At 68.0% G+C, this 19,370-nt stretch carries 16 protein-coding genes, 1 tRNA gene and 1 pseudogene; 8 read left to right on the top strand and 10 right to left on the bottom strand.

The window, feature by feature from the left end:
* Nucleotides 1-28 precede the first annotated feature (28 nt).
* Together hutG and U5N23_RS03870 are read left to right on the top strand one after the other, a co-directional pair.
* Entirely contained in the window at nt 29-847 is an 819-nt protein-coding gene (hutG, locus tag U5N23_RS03875) for an N-formylglutamate deformylase (RefSeq protein WP_322591524.1), read from the top strand.
* Between the two features lie 307 nt (nt 848-1,154).
* Nucleotides 1,155-1,364, top strand: a complete 210-nt coding sequence (locus U5N23_RS03870) for a hypothetical protein (RefSeq protein WP_322591523.1) — start codon at nt 1,155-1,157, stop codon at nt 1,362-1,364.
* A gap of 13 nt (nt 1,365-1,377) precedes the next feature.
* On the opposite strand, the gene asd is transcribed toward U5N23_RS03870, so the two are convergent.
* The 8 genes from asd to U5N23_RS03830 form a co-directional block, all read right to left on the bottom strand.
* Complete coding sequence (gene asd, locus U5N23_RS03865; protein WP_322591522.1) at nt 1,378-2,229, bottom strand: archaetidylserine decarboxylase; 852 nt, start codon at nt 2,227-2,229, stop codon at nt 1,378-1,380.
* Between the two features lie 35 nt (nt 2,230-2,264).
* Nucleotides 2,265-3,497: a hypothetical protein gene (locus U5N23_RS03860; protein WP_322591521.1), complete on the bottom strand. Its 1,233-nt coding sequence runs from the start codon at nt 3,495-3,497 to the stop codon at nt 2,265-2,267.
* Between the two features lie 33 nt (nt 3,498-3,530).
* On the bottom strand, nt 3,531-4,259 hold the full coding sequence (locus tag U5N23_RS03855) for an ABC transporter ATP-binding protein (protein ID WP_322591520.1): 729 nt from the start codon (nt 4,257-4,259) through the stop codon (nt 3,531-3,533).
* A 1-nt stretch (nt 4,260) separates the two neighbouring features.
* Nucleotides 4,261-5,040 (bottom strand): ABC transporter ATP-binding protein, encoded by a 780-nt coding sequence (locus U5N23_RS03850; RefSeq protein ID WP_322591519.1) that lies wholly within the window; start codon nt 5,038-5,040, stop codon nt 4,261-4,263.
* Nucleotides 5,033-6,025 (bottom strand): branched-chain amino acid ABC transporter permease, encoded by a 993-nt coding sequence (locus tag U5N23_RS03845; RefSeq protein WP_322591518.1) that lies wholly within the window; start codon nt 6,023-6,025, stop codon nt 5,033-5,035. The genes U5N23_RS03850 and U5N23_RS03845 overlap by 8 nt, the downstream gene beginning before the upstream one ends.
* A gap of 46 nt (nt 6,026-6,071) precedes the next feature.
* Nucleotides 6,072-6,935 carry a branched-chain amino acid ABC transporter permease gene (locus tag U5N23_RS03840; RefSeq protein ID WP_322591517.1) on the bottom strand — a complete coding sequence of 288 codons (864 nt, stop codon included), beginning with the start codon at nt 6,933-6,935 and terminating at the stop codon, nt 6,072-6,074.
* A 28-nt stretch (nt 6,936-6,963) separates the two neighbouring features.
* Nucleotides 6,964-7,602 (bottom strand): LysE family translocator, encoded by a 639-nt coding sequence (locus U5N23_RS03835; protein ID WP_322591516.1) that lies wholly within the window; start codon nt 7,600-7,602, stop codon nt 6,964-6,966.
* Between the two features lie 155 nt (nt 7,603-7,757).
* Complete coding sequence (locus tag U5N23_RS03830; protein WP_322591515.1) at nt 7,758-8,945, bottom strand: ABC transporter substrate-binding protein; 1,188 nt, start codon at nt 8,943-8,945, stop codon at nt 7,758-7,760.
* A 349-nt stretch (nt 8,946-9,294) separates the two neighbouring features.
* Here U5N23_RS03830 and U5N23_RS03825 point away from each other — a divergent pair, with 349 nt between their 5' ends.
* From U5N23_RS03825 to U5N23_RS03800, 6 genes and pseudogenes are all read left to right on the top strand, one after another.
* A complete protein-coding gene (locus tag U5N23_RS03825) occupies nt 9,295-10,524 on the top strand; it encodes an HPP family protein (protein WP_322591514.1) in 1,230 nt (409 codons plus the stop codon).
* Between the two features lie 393 nt (nt 10,525-10,917).
* A complete protein-coding gene (gene infA / locus U5N23_RS03820) occupies nt 10,918-11,166 on the top strand; it encodes a translation initiation factor IF-1 (protein WP_007856902.1) in 249 nt (82 codons plus the stop codon).
* A 243-nt stretch (nt 11,167-11,409) separates the two neighbouring features.
* Nucleotides 11,410-11,486: transfer RNA gene (locus U5N23_RS03815), tRNA-Pro, on the top strand.
* Between the two features lie 400 nt (nt 11,487-11,886).
* A complete protein-coding gene (gene imuA / locus U5N23_RS03810) occupies nt 11,887-12,723 on the top strand; it encodes a translesion DNA synthesis-associated protein ImuA (RefSeq protein WP_322591513.1) in 837 nt (278 codons plus the stop codon).
* The gene (locus U5N23_RS03805) at nt 12,683-14,209 is read left to right on the top strand and encodes a DNA polymerase Y family protein (protein WP_322591512.1); all 1,527 of its coding nucleotides are present in this window, start codon (nt 12,683-12,685) and stop codon (nt 14,207-14,209) included. The genes imuA and U5N23_RS03805 overlap by 41 nt, the downstream gene beginning before the upstream one ends.
* A 12-nt stretch (nt 14,210-14,221) precedes the next feature.
* Nucleotides 14,222-17,484: pseudogene (locus U5N23_RS03800) on the top strand (error-prone DNA polymerase).
* A gap of 275 nt (nt 17,485-17,759) precedes the next feature.
* On the opposite strand, the gene U5N23_RS03795 reads toward U5N23_RS03800, so the two are convergent.
* Together U5N23_RS03795 and U5N23_RS03790 are read right to left on the bottom strand one after the other, a co-directional pair.
* The gene (locus tag U5N23_RS03795; protein ID WP_322591511.1) at nt 17,760-18,275 is read right to left on the bottom strand and encodes a M23 family metallopeptidase; all 516 of its coding nucleotides are present in this window, start codon (nt 18,273-18,275) and stop codon (nt 17,760-17,762) included.
* Between the two features lie 94 nt (nt 18,276-18,369).
* Nucleotides 18,370-19,155, bottom strand: coding sequence for an AsmA family protein (locus tag U5N23_RS03790; protein ID WP_416208568.1), 786 nt, complete (start codon nt 19,153-19,155; stop codon nt 18,370-18,372).
* Nucleotides 19,156-19,370 lie beyond the last annotated feature (215 nt).

The following is a 19,370-nucleotide window of genomic DNA, read 5'->3' as shown; positions in this document are numbered from 1 at the left end:
TTGACAAGCGTCCCCTGATACCCACGCCATGAGCATCACCACCCAACCCGCCTTCACCTTCCACCAGGGCACCGCGCCGCTGCTGGTCTCCATGCCCCATGTTGGTACCCATGTGCCACCGGCGATCGCCGCGCGCTTCACCGACGAATGCCGCCAGGTGCCCGACACCGACTGGCACCTGGAGCGCCTGTACGATTTTGCGAAAGGCATGGGCGCATCCATCCTCGCGGCCACGCATTCGCGCTACGTGGTGGACCTGAACCGCCCGCCCGATGGCGCGAGCCTCTACCCCGGCCAGAGCGTCACCGGCCTGTGCCCGGTCGACACCTTCGACGACACGCCCATCTACACGCGCGGCGACATGCCCGACGACACCGAGGTGGCGGCGCGCCGCGATGCCCTCTGGGCGCCGTACCACGCGCAGCTGCGCGCCGAGCTCGACCGCATCCGCGCCGCGCATGGCGTGGCGGTGCTGTGGGACGCGCATTCGATCCGCTCGGTGCTGCCGCGCTTTTTCGAGGGCAAGCTGCCCGACCTGAACCTGGGCACGGCCAACGGCGAAAGCTGCGACCCGGCGCTGGCGCTGGAGCTGCTGGCCATTGCGCAGGCCGCGCCGGGCTATACCGCCGTGCTCAACGGCCGCTTCAAGGGCGGACACATCACGCGCCACTACGGCCAGCCCGCGCAGAACGTGCATGCCGTGCAGCTGGAGATGACGCAGTGCAGCTACATGCAGGAAGCCCTGCCGTTCGACTACCTGCCCGAGGTGGCGGCTCGCGTGCAGCCGCACCTGCAACGCATGCTGGAGGCCGCGCTGGCCTTTGCCCGGGCGCGCGCCAAAGGCTGAGAGGCTGAGAGTCTTTCGTCCATGCCCGCCTTGCACGCCAAAACACCCCGGCTCGTCGTTGCCAATGCTCGCCATAGCCCGAGCTATGGCTATAGCCCGAGCTATGGCTGTGCTTTGCGCCTAGATCCAGGGCGTTTTGGCGCGCCATTCGGACACGGCCAAAAAACTCCCAGCCTCTGAGGCCGCGCAAGCTTTACCGTCGGCCGGGCCGCCGTGGGCCGGGTATCGGTGCTACCATGGGCCCAGCGGTCCTCGCAGGGCCGCAGGTGCGCCCTCTGGCCACCATTGCGGAAGGAGCCGCATCCCCGTGGACCCAGCGGCTTTCTACTACATGCCTTTGTTCAAGCCTGGCGCCTTCGTGCACCTGGGGTTGAGCCGCGAGACGGTGAGCCACATCGTCGTGCGCCGCAATGCCATGATGGTCTACCTGGTGGGGCATGAGAACCCCGTGCATCCCGACACGCTGCGGGTGGCGCCCACCGCCTTCCATCTCGCGCGCATGCCCGACAGGGCCTGACCGCAGGCAGCGCCTACACCGCCTGGTGGTGCGCCATGGCCTCGCCCAGGCGCACGGGGCCTGCGGGCGCCCATGCGGGGTTGAAGCGGAACGGCCCCTTGGGGAACAGCATCACCACGGTGGAGCCGAGCAGGAAGCGGCCCATTTCCTCGCCCTTTTGCAGCGACACCTGGCCGGCGGGATAGTCCCAGTGGCGCAGCACGCCGGTACGCGGCGGGTTCACCTGGCCATGCCAGACGGTGGCCATGCTGCCCACGATGGTCGCGCCCACCAGCACCAGCACGAAGGGCCCGTGGGCCGAGTCGAAGAAGCACACCACGCGCTCGTTGCGCGCGAACAGGCCCGGCACACCACGCGCCGTGGTCGGGTTCACCGAGAACAGGTCGCCAGGCACATGCACCATGCGCGTGAGCTGGCCTGCGCAGGGCATGTGGATGCGGTGGTAGTCGCGCGGGCTCAGGTACAAGGTGGCGAAGTAGCCATCGTCAAAGCGCGCAGCCAGCGACGAATCGCCGCCCACCAGCGCCGTGGTGGAGTACGAATGGCCCTTGGCCTGGAAGATCTGGTCCTTCTGGATGGGTCCGAACTGGCTGATGGCGCCGTCCACGGGGCAGATCAGGTCGGCATCGGCCAGCGGCCGCGCTCCGGGCTGCAGGGCCCGGGTGAAGAAGTCGTTGAACGAGGCATAGGCCGCGATGTCCGGATTGGCAGCCTCCGCCATGTTCACCTTGTAGTGGGACACGAAGCCACGGATCACCGAGGTGGTCAGCCCTCCGAGCTGGGCCGAGGCGAATTTTCCCGCCAGGGCGGTCATGGCCTGCTTGGGCATCAGGTACTGGGGGAGAACGGCGAAGCTGTCAGACACTGTGGGAACATCCTTGGAAAGGGGTGCGGGCCATTCTACTGATGGCGGGCGCTCAAAAAATGTAGGTGTGCAGCCTGTTGTGCAGGCTGCGTTGGCCAGGCAGCGGGGCGGGGTGCCCAGTCCTCGGACGCCTGCACCAGCGCGCCGATGTAGCTGCCCAGGTCGATGCCCAGTGCGCTGGCGGCGGCCTCGGCACCCGCATCGCTGCGGCGGGCGCTGGTCGCGAAGCGGCTGAACGCGGGCCAGTCGCGCGCCAGCTGCTCCACCGCAATCCGGGCCAGGTCGTACGACAGGGCGTTGCCATCATCGGTGCGGTGAAAGGAGTCGCCCGACCAGAACTCCTGCACGCGCTCGGCATTCCAGAACGCCAGGTGGCGCTGGTGCATGGCCTGCGGCGTCTGCGCAGGGTGGCGCGCGCCTGTCAAGCGGTGCTCGGTGTTCACGGCCAGGCCTTCGTCGAGCCAGGTGGGCAGGTGCAGGTACGACAGGGCGCTGTGCGTGAGTTCGTGCGCGATCACGGGCTCGATGGTCGACAGGTCGGCCTGCACCACCACGAAGTGCGGGCAGCCGTTGTGGATGAACATGCCGCCGCTGAAGGCGAATTCACCGCCATCGGGGTAGAACTGGCCCACGTAGTGGTAGTAGAGCTCCTCGCTCTCGAGCACCAGCAGCACGCTCTTCTCGCCCGGGGGGAAACGGGCCACGCCATCGAGCACGCGCGCGATGCGCTGGCGCGTCTTCGCCACATAGTCCGCCATGGCCTGCACCACGGGCGGCTCCAGGGGCGACAGGATGGAGACGTCCGGGCCCTCGTGCAGGTGCATGTGCGGGCCGATCGCATCGCGCAGGTGCAGCAGCCAGACGCGGCGGCCCAGGGCGATGGCCGCTGTGGTGGCTTCGGGGCTGGCCGCCTGTCCGGCCCACTGGTCGAGTGCCTGCCAGTCCATCACGGGCAGGTCGTCGGGAGTGCTCAGGTGGTCCTGGACCTCGAAGGGTGCCAGGCCGGCGATGTGCAGGACTTCGGGCGCGGGGGGCTGTTCGCTGCCCGGGTCCTGCCAGTCCAGGGCAGCGGACTCGGAACACGCTGGCGGCGCAAAATGGTAGCGCGCCATGAATGCGCCCAGGAAGGGCAGGATCCAGATGCCCATCACCATCAAGGCCTTGCGGTTGCCGAACTCGTGGCTGCGCAGCACGCGCCGCGTGGCCCAGGTGTTGAGCAGCACCAGGGCGGCAAGCAGTGAGAGGAAGATGGCGAGGGCAGGGGACATGGGCGAGCATGGCGGTGCAGAGACCGCCGGATGCTACACGCCCAGGTGCTGCTCCAGCAGTTGCGGCTGGGAGCACAGGGTCTCTGAGCTGCCTTCGAACACCACCTGGCCCTTGACCAGGATGACGTTGCGGTCGGTGATCTGGGTGACGTGCTTCCAGTTCTTGTCGACGATCACGCTGCTGATGCCGCTGGCCTTGATGAGGCTGCAGATGCGCCAGATCTCGCGCGCGATCAGCGGGGCCAGGCCCTCGGTGGCCTCGTCGAGGATGAGCACGTCGGGGTTCGTCATCAGTGCGCGGCCGATGGTCAGCATCTGCTGCTCGCCGCCGCTGAGCTGCTGGCCGCCATGGCCCAGGCGCTCCTTGAGGCGCGGAAAGGTCTCCAGCACGCGCTCGTAGGTCCAGTCGCGCTGGCCGCGCGTGCCGGCGCGCGCGGCCATCTGCAGGTTCTCGACCACGCTCAGGTTGCCGAAGATGCCGCGCCCCTCGGGCACGTAGGCAATCCCCAGGCGCGCCACCTCGTAGGGCGGTCGGCCCGTGGTGTCGCGCCCGGCCACGGCCACGCTGCCCGAGCGCGGCTTCACCAGGCCCATGAGCGACTTGAGCAAGGTGCTCTTGCCCATGCCGTTGCGGCCCATGAGGCCGATGGTCTCGGCCTGCCCCACGGTGAAATCCACCCCGTGCAGGATGTGGCTGGCGCCGTAGAAGGTGTTGAGGCCGCGGGCTTCGATGAGAGGAGTGTTGTGTTGCTGTTGTGCCATGTCAGTGCTCCTCGCCCAGGTAGGCGGCCTGCACGTTGGCATCGGCGCGCACGTCGGGCGGCGTGCCGCTGGCGATGGCCTCGCCGTTGACCATCACCGTCAGGTGGTCGGCCAGGGCGAACACGGCGTCCATGTCGTGCTCCACCAGCATCATCGCGTGGCCCGGCTTGATGCGCAGCAGCAGTTGCACCATGCGCTCGGCCTCGGCCACGCCCATGCCGGCCAGGGGCTCGTCGAGCAGCAGCACCTGGGGCTCGGTGGCCAGGGTCATGGCGATTTCGAGTTGGCGCTGCTCGCCATGGCTCATGGTGCCGGCCACGGCATCGCGCCGCGCCTGCAGGCCCGCCAGTTCGATGGCCCGGTCCACGCGCTCGCTGCTGGCGCGGTTGTGCGGGCCTTGTTGGCGTGTGTCGCGCCACCAGCGCAGCGGGTTCCAGGGCTGCTGCGGGTCGCGCGACTGAGCGGCCAGGCGCACGTTCTCGTGCACGGTGAAGGGCAGGAAGATGTTGGTCTTCTGGTAGCTGCGGCCCAGGCCCTGGCGCGAGATGCGCTCGGATGCCCAGCCCGTCACCTCGGTGCTGCCCAGCCGTATCTGGCCCGCAGTGGGTGGCAGGTCGCCCGAGAGCAGGTTGGTCAGCGTGGACTTGCCCGCGCCGTTGGGCCCGATCACCGCATGGATGCGCCCGCGCCACAGGTCCACCGAGACGCCGTTGACGGCGGCCAGGCCGCCGAAGCGCTTGGTGATCTTGCGGGCCGACAGCAGGACTTCGTGCTCAGCCATGGTCCGTGCCTCCCTTGGCGGCGCGCAGGCGCACCAGCATGCCCAGCAGCCCGCGCGGCGCCACCAGCACCACCAGCACGATGAAGCTGCCCATGAGCAGTTGCCAGTGCTTGGTGATGTCCTTGAACACATGCAGCAGGTACTCGAACGCGAAGGCCCCGACGATGGCCCCCGCGAAATTGCCCATGCCGCCCAGGATGACCATCATGATGGCGTGCGCGCTCATGTGAAAGCCCATGAGCTCGGGGTTCACATAGCCTGTCTGCGCCCCCCACAGGTAGCCCGCCAGGCCCGCCAGGGCGCCGGCGACCGTGAAGGCCGTGAGCTTGTAGCCCTGCGTGGAAAAACCCATGGCGCGCATGCGGTGCTCGTTGACGCGGATGCCCGCCAGCGCCCGGCCCAGCGGGCTCCACAGCAGGCGGCGCAGCCCCACATAGACCAGCACCACCAGCGCCAGCGTGAAGTAATAGAAGGTGCGGCGCCCTTCCAGGTCGAACGGCGGCCAGCCGAACACCGAGGCATCGGGGCGCAGGTTGATGTAGATGCCGTCCGAGCCGCCCAGCACCTTGTTGTCGAAGAACAGGTAGAACACCATCTGCGCGAACGCCATGGTCACCATGATGAAGTAGATGCCGTGCGTGCGCACCACGAAGAAGCCGATGAACAGCGCCACCAGGGCCGAGCCCGCCACCGCTGCCGGCAGCGTCCACCACAGGCTCACCGGCGCATCGGCCGGGGTGAGAAAGGCCAGCGCATAGCCGGCCACGCCGAAGTAGGCCGCATGGCCCAGCGAGACCAGGCCGGTCACGCCCTGCAGCAGATCCAGGCTCATCGCGAAGATGGCCATGATCATCATGCGCGTGACCATCTGCACATAGAAGTCGCTGCCCACGAACGGAAAGGCCAGCAGCGCGACGAGGCCCAGCAGCAGCACGAACTGCACGCTGCGCGGCAGCACCTCCAGGTTGGTGCGGGGCGCGCTCATGCGGGCCTCCGGGGGGCTGGCAGGGCAAGGATCACAGGAACGGCTGTCATTGTTTGAAAAGACCTTCGGGTTTCCACAGCAGCACGGCTGCCATCAGCATGTAGACCAGCATGCCGGCCACGGAGGGCAGCAGCACCTTGCCGAAGGTGTCCACCAGGCCCACCAGCAGCGCCGAGATCAGGGCCCCGCGCACCGAGCCGATGCCGCCGATGACCACCACCACGAAGCACATGATGAGCACCGAGGAGCCCATGTTCGGGTAGACGCTGGAGACGGGGGCCGCCACCATGCCGGCCACGGCCGCCAGGCCCACGCCCAGCGCGAACACGATGGCGTGGATGAGCTTGATGTTCACGCCCAGCGATTCGGCCATGTCGCGGTTGAAGGCGCCGGCGCGGATCTTCATGCCCAGGCGGGTCTTGGAGATCAAGAGGTACAGGCCGATGGCCAGCACGATGCACACGCCCGAGATGAACAAACGGTACACCGGGTAGGACAGGGTGTCGGTGAGCGGGATCGACCAGTCCAGCAGCTTCGGGATGGCGACGCCGTGCACGTCGTCGCCCCAGAGGATGGAGCGCAGCTCCTCGAAGATGTAGATCAGCCCGAAGGTGAGCAGCACCTGGTCCAGGTGGTCGCGGTGGTAGAAGTGGCGAAACAGCAGCCATTCGAGCGCCAACCCGAAGGCCACGGCCAGCACCGCACCGCCCAGGATGGCCAGCGTGAGGCTGCCGAAATACCCCGACAGCGAATACGCCAGGTAGGCACCCAGCATGTAGAAGCTGCCGTGCGCCAGGTTCACCACGCCCATGATCCCGAAGATCAGCGTGAGGCCGGCCGCCAGCATGAACAGCAAGAGGCCGTACTGCACGCCGTTGAGCAACTGGATCAGGAAGGTAGCGAAGTCCATGGCGTGCGGAAGATGGCGATGGGATGTCTCAGGCCGCCCGGCGCGTGGCCAGCAGCAGCGAGCCCATCAGGGTGAACAGCCCGCCCGAGATGCGGTTGAACCAGCGCATGCGGTTGCCCGAGCGCAGAACAGGGGCCAGACGCGCCACGCCCAGGGCGCACAGCGTGAGCACCGTGAACTCGAAGGCCACGAAGGTGGCGGCCAGGACGGCGAACTGCGGCGCGAAGGACAGCGCCGGGTTCAGGAACTGCGGGAAGAAGGCCGTGAAGAACAGGATGGCCTTGGGGTTGCTGCCGCCCACGATCAGGCCCTGCACGAACAGCCGGCGTGCCGACACGGCGGGCGCCGCAGTGGCGCCCTCGGGCATCTGGTCGAACACGCTGCCCTGGCTGCGGAAGGTCTTTATGCCCAGCCAGATCAGGTAGGCGGCGCCTGCGGCCTTGAGGATCCAGAAGGCGGTCTCGGAGGCGGCCAGCAGCGCGCCCAGGCCCAGGGCCGACAGCAGCATGGTGCCCAGCACGGCAGTGACGCTGCCCCCTGCGGCGGCCATGGCCCGGCGTGGGCCGTGCTGCAGCGCGGTGGTCATGCACATCAGCATGGTCGGGCCGGGAGAGAGCACCAGCAGGGCCACGGCAGCCAGGTAGAGCAGGTAGGTACTGAGGGTCATGGAAGAGGGTGATCCAAGGGGGTGGCCGCAAGGTCCGGGCGCACGAAGGACTGGCCTGCCGCGTTGGCAGGCGCTGCCATTGTGTCAAAACCCGCAGGGCCAGCGCTCCGCACGGCAGGCCGAGGCCCGCCGCTGCGCCAGGTGTGCGGTGGTGCTTAGGCCATGCGGCAACCGGCGCCGCTGTCGGAGAGGGCTTTCGCCGCAATGCCGACCACCTTGTTTTCCTTGTTCTCGACCACGCGCAGGTAGATGTCCTGCACGGGGTTGTGCGCCTTGCTCATGGTCCACTTGCCCCGCGGGCTGTCGATCACGGCGCTCTCCATCGCCTTGTACAGCGCCGGCTTGGCGGCCAGGTCGCCCTTGACGGCGTTGGCGCCCTGCACCAGCAGCAGGCCGGTGTCATAGCCCTGCACGGCATAGACGTCGGGCTGGCTGCGGAAGGCCTTGGCGTATTCCAGGCGGAACTGCTTGTTGCGCGGCGTGTCCAGCGCGTCGCTGTAGTGCATGGTGGTGACGATGCCGTCGGCCGCAGGGCCGGCCGCATCGAGCACGCCTTCGGTCAGGAAGCCCGAGCCATACAGCGGAATCTTGTCCTTGAGGCCGGCGGCCGCATAGTCCTTGATGAACTTGGCCGCGCCGCCACCGGCGAAGAAGCAGGCCACGGCATCGGGCTTGAGCGCGGCGATCTCGGTCAGCAGTGCCTGGAACTCCACGTTCGGGAAGGGCAGGCCCAGTTCCTTGACGATGGTGCCGCCAGCGGCGGTGTAGCTTTGCTTGAAGCCCTCGAAGGCTTCCTCGCCCGCAGCATACTTCCAGGTGATCCAGACAGCCTTCTTGTGGCCCTTGTCCACCATCGCCTTGCCCAGCGCCAGCGTGGGCTGGGAGTTGCTGAACGAGGTGCGGAACACGTTGGGCGCGCACAGCCCCCGGGTGGCGGCATGCACGCCGGCATTGGGGATCAGGTTGAGCACACCGGTGTCGCGCGCCACCTTCTGGATGCCCATCTGCACGCCCGAGTGCACGGTGCCGATCAGCACATCCACCTTGTCGCGCTGCACCAGCTTGCTGGCGTTTTCCACGCCTTTGCTGGGCTCGGACTCGTCGTCCACCTTGAACCACTCGATCTCGCGCCCGCCGAGCTTGCCACCCTGCTGGTCGATGGCCATGCGCACACCGTTCTCGATGGCTACGCCCAGTTGGGCGAAGGTGCCGGTGTAGGGCAGCATGAAGCCCACGCGCACCTTGCCGCTCTGGGCCCGCACGATGGAGGGCAGCAGCAGGCCCGTGGAAGCGGCGCCGACGAGGGCTGCGCTGCGGCTGATGACGAGGCGGCGAGTGGTCATGGGGAGTGTCTCCTTTGTTTAGGCTTAAAGTAATTTAACCCCAAGCCCCTGTGTGAAAACCTATGGCTTACCCGTACCGGCGCTGGCTGCTGGCGTCCTTCAGCGGCCCACGGGCGTGCTCCGTGGGGATTGTTTCCAGGCCATCCATGGGGAAAACAAGTGTGAAGTAAACTGCACTTGGCATGGTACACATGCAGTATAGAGCATGTTTTTGAGGCCGTGTGCAGCCGTTTGAGGGGAGGCGGTAGGTAGTTTCGAGCATAGTCCACCCGTTTACCCACCGTGGCAGCAGCGGGTTTGCACCCAATTGGTGCACATCAAGCCGCCACCCGGCACAATGGCTGGCTGCATGTCTGCACCGCACCCGTCCTCCATTCCCCCCTCTCCGGCGCCCGGGCCCGATCCCACGTCTTCGTCCACCCCGCCCACGGCGGCACGGTTGTCCCCGCGCGTGCGCACCGTGCGCTGGCTGCGCCATTTCTGGCCGGCCCCGCTGGGCATCGATGGCCGCGAACGCCTGCGCTTCATCGTGGGTGCCGTGCTGGGCATCTTCCTGACGGCGGTGCTCAGCCGCTGGTGGGTGGGTGGCGGGCATGCCCATGGGCCCTGGATGCTGGGCGCGCTGGGCGCCAGTGCCGTGCTGGTGTTCGGCATGCCGTCGAGCCCGCTGGCCCAACCCTGGCCGGTGCTGGGCGGCAGCACCTTGTCGGCGATGGTGGGGGCCGTGTGTGCTGCACTGGTGCCCGACCCGGCGCTGGCGGGGGCGCTGGCGGTGGGCCTTGCCATTGCGCTCATGGTGCCGCTGCGCTGCCTGCACCCGCCCGGTGGTTCCATGGCGCTGTACATGGTGCTCACGGCGGGCGATGGCCTGCACCTGGCAGCGTTTCCTGTTCTCTTCAATGTGCTGGTGCTGTTGCTGGCGGGTGTGGTCTACAACAGCCTGACCGGGCGCAGCTACCCGCATCCGCAGCAGTCCCCCGCGCGCACCGCTGTGGCCAAGGGCGCATTTGCCGCATCGGATGTGGATGCGGCACTGGCGCACTACAACCAGGTGCTGGACGTGAGTCGCGCCGACCTGGAAGGCCTGCTGCAGCTGGCGGGCCGCGCCGCTTTCCAGCGCACGCTGGGCGAGCTGCGCTGCGCGGACATCATGTCCCGGCCGGCCATGGCGGTGGAGCAGGGCGTGTCGCTCAAGGATGCCTGGGCCTTGATGCGCAGCGAAAAGATCAAGGCCCTGCCTGTGGTGGATGCCGGCCGGCAGGTGCTTGGCATCGTCACGGTGGCCGACTTCATGCGCCTGGCCAACCTCGACCTGCACGAGGGCCTGGGCCAGCGCCTGCGCGCCCTGGTCAAAGGCCGCAGCGGCAAGCCTTCCAGCGTGGGCGAGATCATGTCGCACCCCGTGCAGGTGGCCCAGGTCGGCCAGCACGCTATGGACCTGGTGCCCCTGTTCTCTCAGGGCGGGCACCACCACATCCCCATCGTCGACGAAGGCGGGCACCTCGTGGGCATCATCACCCAGACCGACCTGGTGCGCACCCTGGCGGCCGCCGTGCAAGGCCAGGATGCGGCTGCCTGACGAGGCTCTGGAGGGCCCCCCTGGTGCCGTCCCGCGACACTGCAGCGCCCCTGCCATAGGCAAGCCGGGGTACATCGCGGTACAATCGACAGGCTATGCACAGCGCTCTGCCTGTCCATTGATACGGATTTGCCTTTGACCGTAAGCGATAGTTGGTTTGCCTGCCGTGCTATGGCACTGTCTGCGGCTCCCGCTTGGCTACACGATCAAATGCAAATCCGTATGAAGCCGTCTCCCCGGCCCTCTGCCTGATCTGCGCCCCGGGTGCAGCGACTCCCACCGCCCGCAATGCACCGTGTGTCGAGCCCGACCACGCTGCATCGGCCGTGGTGGATGCCCCAGCGTTCAGGTGCCGATCACTAGATTTTTTGATTTTTGAAAAGACAAGAGAACATGGCCAAAGAAGAACTGATTGAAATGCAAGGCTCCGTGACCGAAGTGCTGCCCGACTCGCGCTTTCGCGTGACGCTGGACAACGGTCACCAGCTGATTGCCTACACCGGCGGCAAGATGCGCAAGCACCACATCCGCATCCTGGCGGGTGACAAGGTCTCCCTGGAAATGTCGCCTTACGACCTTTCCAAGGGCCGCATCACCTTCCGCCACCTGGCCGGCCGCGGCCCAGGTCCGTCGAGCCGCTGATTGCTGGCCACCACGCGGCCGCGATGCGGTCGTGCGCTGGTGCCTGCGGGCTCGCCGCAGTTGTTTCCCGTTGGTTGTTGGTTGATTGATTGAGTTTTCCCCCATCTCCGCAGTTTGCATCGCCCCTGGATGCATGACAGCACTGCCGATGGAACCCTGGTCCGGTGCAGTCGCTGCAAAAAAATCAAAAAAAGCGCGCATTTGGCCAGAACCCGAAATTTCCCGGGTTAGAATACGAGCTGTCGGAGCGTAGCGCAGCCTGGTAGCGCATCTGCTTTGGGAGCAGAGGGTCGCGAGTTCGAATCCCGCCGCTCCGACCATTATTGGCAAGGCCTGCAGAAGCAATTCTGCAGGCCTTTTGTCATTTCCGGGTCGCCATTGGCACGCGAGTGTGTTCGCGCTGACCCTGCCATGGTGCAACTGCTTGCCATCGCTGATCTCCCCGCATCATCCTTTCCCCCGAGTTTTCTGCCGTTGTGGGCCATGAAGCCCGCGCAGCCTGGGCCAGCGCCCTGGCGGGTGCCAATGACCTGCAGGAATGCTCTGAAAAGCCACCACGCGACCCGGAATCGGGTACGATAACTGGATGAAAACACAGTATTCGGCTTTCATCCCGGGCTCCATGTACAGGCATGCCCTGCCCAGGGCCCTGGTGCGTGCGCAGCGGTTTTCCGCCGTCGCCTGAGCTTTTGCGCATGCCCCCACGCGTTTGCCCCTCCCATGTCCGCCGTCCCCCTCCGTTCCCTGGCTGCCAGCACAGCACCGCGTCTGGCAGGCGTGTGGCTGGCCGACCAACTGGGCACATCCACTGCGGCACGGGTGCAGGCCACGGGGCATGCGGGGCTCGATGCGCAGTTGCCGGGCGGGGGCTGGCCCGTGGGCGCCATGACCGAGGTGCTGCAACCGGCGGCGGGCCTGCATGTATGGCAACTGGTTCTGCCAGCCCTGGCCCAGGCCACGGCCACGCGGCCGGGGGCCGTGGTGCTGGTGGCACCGCCCCATGAGCCCTTTGCACCGGCCCTGCGCGCGGGTGGGCTGGATGCGGCGCGGCTGTGCCGTGTGCAGACCACTTCTGCAGCGCAGACGCTGTGGGCGGCCGAGCAGGCCCTGCGCTGCCGCGACGTGCAGGCGGTGTTGGCCTGGCTGCCGCAGGCTGCGCCCGAATCGCTGAGGCGACTGCAGCTGGCGGCCGCGCAGATGGGCCAGTTGCTGTGGGTGTTCCGCCCGGCCAGGGCGCGCCAGCAGGCATCGCCCGCGCCGCTGCGGCTGTGGGTCGAGGCCGTCGATGGCGCGGGCGGTGCGCAGATGCAGGTGCAGGTGCTCAAGCGCCGCGGGCCGCCCATGGAGCAGGCCGTGGTGCTGCCCGCCAGCAATGCAGCGCTGTCCCGGGTGCTGGCCGCGTCGGCCGCGCGCGGCGAAGGGCGGCGTGCGCCCCCACAGCCGCCAGCGCGGCCTGCCGTGGTGCTGCCATGGGCGGCGTGGCTGGATCGCTTGCCTGCCGCAGGAGGTGTGCAGCATGCACTGGATCGCATGGCCGTTGCCGCCCACCCCCACTGACACGGGTACGGACAGCGATGCCCGCCCTGGTGTGGCCGTACTGCCGGCCGCAGCCGGGCCGCGCCAGCCCCTGCCGCAAGCCCCGCATGAGCATTGGTGGGCGCTGCAGTTCACGCCGCGCGTGGCGCGGGTGGACGGCGAGGCCCTGCTGCTGGAGGTCTCGGGCACCGAGCGCCTGTGGGGCGGGCGCGAGGCGCTGCTCGTGCAATTGCAGCTGCGCAGCCCGCCCTGGCGCACCGATCCGCCCGCAGGGGCAGGCGATCCAGATCCATCCCCAGAGCCTGCGGAGCAAACCAGGCGCTGGACCCCTTTTGCCGAGGCCTCCACCTCGCTGCAGGCCCTGGCCTTGCTTCGTCTGCAACTGGCAGGCCAGCCCCTGCCCCGGCACCTGCCCGATGGCCTGCCGCTGCACACGCTGACAGCGCTGCATCCGCACCTGCCCAGCCTGGCGCGCATGGGCTGCCGCACCTGGGGCGCCTTGCGCGCGCTGCCGCGCGATGGCGTGGCCCGGCGGCTGGGCGCGGCCGTGCTGCTGGCGCTGGACCGGGCCTACGGCCACATCGCCCACAACCACGCCTGGGTGGAGCTGCCCGAGCGCTTCGAGCTGACGGCCGAGCTGCCGGCGCTGGCCACCTCGGCCGATGCCTTGCTGTGGTCCGCCAGCCGCCTGCTGTCGGCCCTGCAGGCCTGGCTGCAGGCGCGCCAGCAGGGCGTGCTGGCGCTGGAGCTGGCCTGGCGGCACGACCTGCGCCGGGTCGATGGCGTGCCCATCGCCCCCTGGCATGCACTGCCCGTGCGCACCGCCCAGCCCACGCACGAACTGGCCCACCTGCGCCGCCTGCTGGCCGAAAACCTGGCGCGCACCCCCCTGGCCGCACCGGCCAACCAGATCACGCTGCGCGCGCTGGAGACTGCGCCCCTGCCCCATGCCAGCGCCAGCCTGCTGCCACCCGACGGATCGTCTGGGACGGACGGGGAGGGCGAGGCCTGGCACCAGTTGGTCGAGCGCCTGTCGGCCCGCCTGGGGGCGGACCAGGTGCAGTCCGTCACCCTGCAGGCAGACCACCGGCCCGAGTGCATGCAGCGCTGGCAGCCCATGGCGGCCGCAGCCCCGGGGGGCGCCGTGGCCAGGGTGCTGCAGGGCGAGCATGCGCCCGAGGCCGTGCTGTGGCCCACCTGGCTGCTGCGCACGCCACAGCGCCTGGCCATGCAGGGCCACCGGCCGTGCTACCAGGGGCCGCTGGGCCTGCTGGCCGGGCCGCACCGCTTCGATGCCGCCTGGTGGGAGGAGGGGGCCTGTGCCCAAGACGCCGATGGGGGTGAGGGCGGCCAAGGTCCGCAAGGCCGCAGCGGACTGGTGCAGCGCGACTACTTCGTGGCCCTGAGCCCTGTGGCCGGCCGCATCTGGATCTTTCGCGAGCGGTTGGCGCATGCGCCTGCGGGGGCGTCGCGCGACCGCTGGTTCCTGCAGGGCCTGTATGCGTGATGGAAATGCACCATGGCCCACACCCTTCCTGATCGCCCACCGGCCGCCCCCGCCGCACCGCTGGCCTTGCCGGACTATGCCGAGCTGCACTGCATCTCCAACTTCAGCTTCCAGCGCGGCGCCTCGCAGCCCCAGGACCTGGTGGCGCGCGCGGCCGAGCTGGGCTACCGGGCCCTGGCGCTGACCGACGAATGCTCGGTGGCCGGCGTGGTGCGGGCCCACGGCCCGGCCAAGGAACTGGGCCTGCAGTTCATCCCGGGCAGCGAGTTCGCCTACCCGGGCTTTCGGCTGGTGGCGCTGCCGCGCAACATCGAGGGCTGGGGCAACCTGTGCGAATTCATCAGCGCCGCGCGGCGCACCGCGCCCAAGGGGACCTATGAGCTGGGGCCGGTGTCCGAGGTGGCACAGCTGCAGGACTGCGAGTTGCTGCTCATCCCCGCCCGCAGTGTGCAGCATGCGCTGGACACCGCTGCACTGCTGGCCTGTGTGGAACAGGCGCAGGCCCATTTCGGCCAGCGCTTCTGGCTCGGGGTGGAGCTGCTGCTCGGGCCCGACGACGACCTGTGGCTGGCCACCTTGCAGCAGGTGTCGCGCCACACCGGCGTGCCCCTGGTGGCGGCGGGCGACGTGCACATGCACCTGCGCTCGCACAAGCCGCTGCAGGACGTGATCACCGCCGTGCGCCAGGGCTGTACCGTGGCCGAATGCGGCTTTGCCCTGCAGCCCAATGCCGAGCGCCACCTGCGCCAGCGCGTGCGCCTGGCCGGCATCTACCCGCCCGGGCTGCTGGCGGCCACGCTGGAGATTGCGGCGCGCTGCACCTTCAGCCTGGACGAGATCAAGTACCAGTACCCGCTGGAAGCCGTGCCCGAGGGCATGACGCCTGCGGAGGGCCTGGCCTGGCTGACCTGGGAGGGCGCGCGCGGCCGCTACCCGCAGGGCGTGCCCGAGAAGGTGGTGGCACAGGTACTGCGCGAGCTCGCGCTGATCGCCGATTGCCAGTACGAGATGTACTTCCTGACCGTGCACGACATCGTGCGCTTTGCGCGCGGCGAGGGCATCCTGTGCCAGGGCCGGGGCTCGGCCGCCAATTCGGCCGTCTGCTACTGCCTGGGCATCACCGAGGTGGACCCCGAGCGCACCAAGCTGCTGTTCGAGCGCTTCATCAGCAAGGAGCGCAAGGAGCCGCCCGACATCGACGTCGACTTCGAGCACAACCGGCGCGAGGAGGTCATCCAGTACGTCTACACCAAGTACGGCCGCAACCGTGCCGCCATTGCCGCCGTGGTCACCAGCTACCGCACGCGCAGCGTGCTGCGCGACGTGGGCAAGGCCCTGGGCGTGCCTGCGCAACTGGTCGATGCCTTCGCCAAGGACCACCACTGGTTCGATGAGGAATTCGCGGCGCACCGTCTGCAGGAGATGGCGCAGGCCATGGGCGAACCCATCAGCCTGCACACCGCCGAGCTGTGGCTGCAGCTGTCGGCACAGCTCAAGGGATTTCCGCGCCACCTGAGCCAGCATGTGGGCGGCTTCGTGCTCACGCAGGGGCTGCTCACACGCATCGTGCCGGTGGAGAACGCGGCCATGGAAAATCGTTCCATCATCCAGTGGGACAAGGACGACCTCGATGAGATGCACCTGATGAAGGTGGACGTGCTGGCCCTGGGCATGCTCAGCGCCCTGCGCCGCTGCCTGGACCTGCGTGCGGGTCTGCGCGGCGAGCGCTGGTCGCTGGCCCAGGTGCCGGCCGAAGACCCTGCCACCTACGACATGATCTGCGCCGCCGACACCGTGGGCGTGTTCCAGATCGAAAGCCGCGCCCAGATGAGCATGCTGCCGCGCCTGCGGCCACGCGTCTTCTACGACCTGGTGGTGGAAGTCGCCATCGTGCGGCCGGGGCCCATCCAGGGCGGCATGGTGCACCCCTATCTGCAGGCGCGTGAGCGGCAACGCAAAGGCGAGCCGTTGGTGCTTGAGAAAAAGGAGCTTGAAGAAGCACTCAAGCGCACGCTGGGCATTCCCATCTTCCAGGAACAGGTGATGCAGATCGCGATGATCGCCGCCAAATTTTCCGCATCGGAGGCCGATGCCCTGCGCCGCTCCATGGCCGCGTGGAAGCGCACAGGCGGCGTGCACCGTTTCGAGAAGCGGCTCATTGATGGCATGGTGGACAACGGCTACCCGCGTGATTTCGCCGAGCGTGTCTTCAAGCAGATGCTGGGTTTCGGCGAGTATGGCTTCCCCGAAAGCCATGCCTTCAGCTTTGCCCTGCTGGCCTACAGCAGCAGCTGGCTCAAATGCCATGAGCCCGCCTGCTTCCTGGCGGCGCTGCTCAATTCGCTGCCCATGGGCTTTTACACCGCCTCGCAGCTGGTGCAGGACGCGCGGCGCCATGGTGTGCGCGTGCTGCCCATCGACGTGACCTGCAGCGACTGGGAGTGCACGCTGGAGGGCACGCCCGAAATGCTGCAACCGGCCAAGGGCCTGCCCGCACCACCGCTGCCCCAGCCCGCAGTGCGCCTGGGCCTGCGCCTGGTGAGCAGCCTGGAGACAGCTGCGGCAGAACGCTTGGTCGAGGCCCGTGTGCAGGGCGGCCCCTTTGCCAGCACCGAAGACCTGGCCCTGCGTGCCCGCCTGAACCACCAGGACATGCAGGTGCTGGCCGCGGCCGACGCACTGGCCCGCCTTTCGGGCCACCGGCGCCAGCAGATGTGGGACGCCAGCGCCCAGCACACCGCACCGGCCCTGCTGCGCGACGTGCCCGTGCACGAAGCCCCGCTGCAACTGCCCGAGGCGCCTGAGGGCGAAGAAATCCTGTTCGACTACGCCGCCACGGGCCTCACCTTGCGCCGCCACCCGCTGTCGCTGCTGCGCAGCCGGCTTGCGCGCTGGCGCCTGCTCACGGCGCTGCAACTGCGCAATGTGCCCGATGGCCGGCTGGTGCGCGCCTGCGGCATCGTCACCGTGCGCCAGCGGCCCGGCTCGGCCAAGGGCACCATGTTCGTCACGCTGGAGGACGAAACCGGCCCCGTCAACGTCATCGTCTGGCCCGCCATGGTGGAGCGGTGGCGCGACGCCATCCTGCGCTCACGCCTGCTGGCCGTGCAGGGGTGTGGCAGTGCAGCCGGCATGGGGAGGACGAAGAAAAAGGGAAAGACGTCGCAGGCGAAGCCTTCGTGGTGCGCCACCTGGTGGCGCAGCGCTTCAAGGACCTGACGCCGCTGCTGGGCCGCATGGCCGGGGCACTCGATGGCAGCCGGGACTTCCATTGATACGGATTCGCCTTTGACCGTCTAGCGTTGTTGGTTCGCCTTGCCGTGCTATGGCACTGTCTGCAGCTTCCCGCCTAGTGTCCCGAGTTGGAAGTTCGTTGAAGAAATAAATCTGCCGAAATCGCTGCCAAGCTAGGCGCAAAGCGCAGACATGCCGGGCGCATGGCGAGCATTTGCAACGACGCATGGCGGGGATTGTCGGCAGATTTATTCAACGAATTTCTAACTCGGGACACTGGCTATACGATCAAATGCAATCCGTATGAGCGTTGCGGCTACTGCGCTTTCAGGTACGCGCCTGGGTCCATGAAGAAGGCCTTCTTGTAACCCTGGGTCGCCCCGTCGATCTTCCACGGCGCAGGCAGCAGCCGCACGATGGAATAGTGCAGATGCGGCGGCTTGCCTTGGGCATTGCCGCTGGCGCCCACGGTGCCGATGGGGCTGCCCGAGGCCACCGGGGCCAGCGCATGGGTGCCGATGCGGTCCAGGTGGGCAAAGTAATGCAGGCGCCAGCGCGGCCCGAGCACCAGCACCACCTTGCCGCCCTTGGCGATCTCGCCCGTGAAGAGCACGATGCCATCCGTGGTGCTGAGCACGGGCGCCCCCGCCTTGCCGAAGATGTCGATGCCCTTGTGCACGCCCGACGTGCCCCAGGGCTCGAACCAGAACGACTGGGCATTCCAGTCCTTCGTGGTGGCTCCGGCCACGGGGATGCGGATGCGTTCAGGGGCGATCAGGCCAATGAGCAACAGCCCGAGCAGGGCCAGGCCCACGGATTGGAGAGTCTTCATGCAGGGGGGCGCACCGCGTCGGCCATGCAGCGCACCGGTGAGAAAAAGGGAGGATTATTCCCGCACTGCGCCTGCCCAGAAACCGCAGGCCGACTCAGCGCGCTGGCCGCTGCCGGCTGGCGGCATCCCGCGCGGGCTGCGATGTCGTGCCTGCAGCGCCCTGGGCACCCGGCTTCACAGGCTCCTTGGCCAGGTCCAGCAGCGGCTTGCAGTAGGTGTCGTCATCGGCGGCCGGCACGGTGACCGGCAGCAACGCCAGGGCCACCGGTGCCGCCACCGCCGCTACCACCGCAGCGCCTGCGCGCAGCAGCAGGGGCCCCGGTTCCACGCCGACATCCGGGTTGCTAAAGGTACCCCTGACGTACAGCGGGGTGCGCAGCGAGAAGAACTTCCACTCCAGCGACTCGGGCTTGATGCGCAGGTTCATCGCTTCCGTGCCCAGGTCAATGGTGCCGGTGGCCTCGATCACTGCATCGTCGGTGCTCATTTTCACCACGCGCGTCTGCGCCAGGCCATCGACCACGGTGAAGTCGGCCACCGCGCAGCGCAGGCGCACCTCCTTGTCGTCGCCGAACAGCTTGCCCACGACGATGCTGCCCACGTTCAGGGATGCCAGGTCCAGCATCTGCTTGCTCAGCGTGCCCTCGCGCACATACAGGCGCGCCTCGCCCGTGCCCTTGCCCAGGAGGTCGGCCACGTTGTTGCCGCTGCTGTGCAGGGCCACGGCGCCATCCATGCGGCCAAAGCTCTTTTTCATGAGCTCCACCTTGGGAAAGAGGGCCGAGAGCTGGAGCCCCTCCACCTTGCCGCGTATCTGTGCCTTGAGGGGGGCGTGCGGCCATCGATGACGACCTCCCGATTCGATCTTGCCCTTGGCCACGCCAAAGGTCAGCGGCGCAAGCCTGAGGTTGCGCGTTGTCCGCCTTGGCTACCCGCAGGCTCAGGTCTTCCGGCGGCAGGCTTTCGGATCGGATGATGTGCTCTCCCTTGAACGCGATGTCCATGTCCATGGCACTCCAGCGCTCGGCCACCAAAGTTGGCGTCCGGCAGCACCTTGCCATCGGTCTTGCCACGGTGGGTGTTGCTGGCCTTGGC

Origin of the sequence: Acidovorax sp. (assembly GCF_034519795.1) — a bacterium.
In the GTDB taxonomy this organism is placed as follows: Bacteria; Pseudomonadota; Gammaproteobacteria; order Burkholderiales; family Burkholderiaceae_C; genus Acidovorax.
The sequence above is the reverse complement of the archived record's forward strand: the minus strand, read 5'-3'. Positions and strand labels throughout refer to the sequence as shown.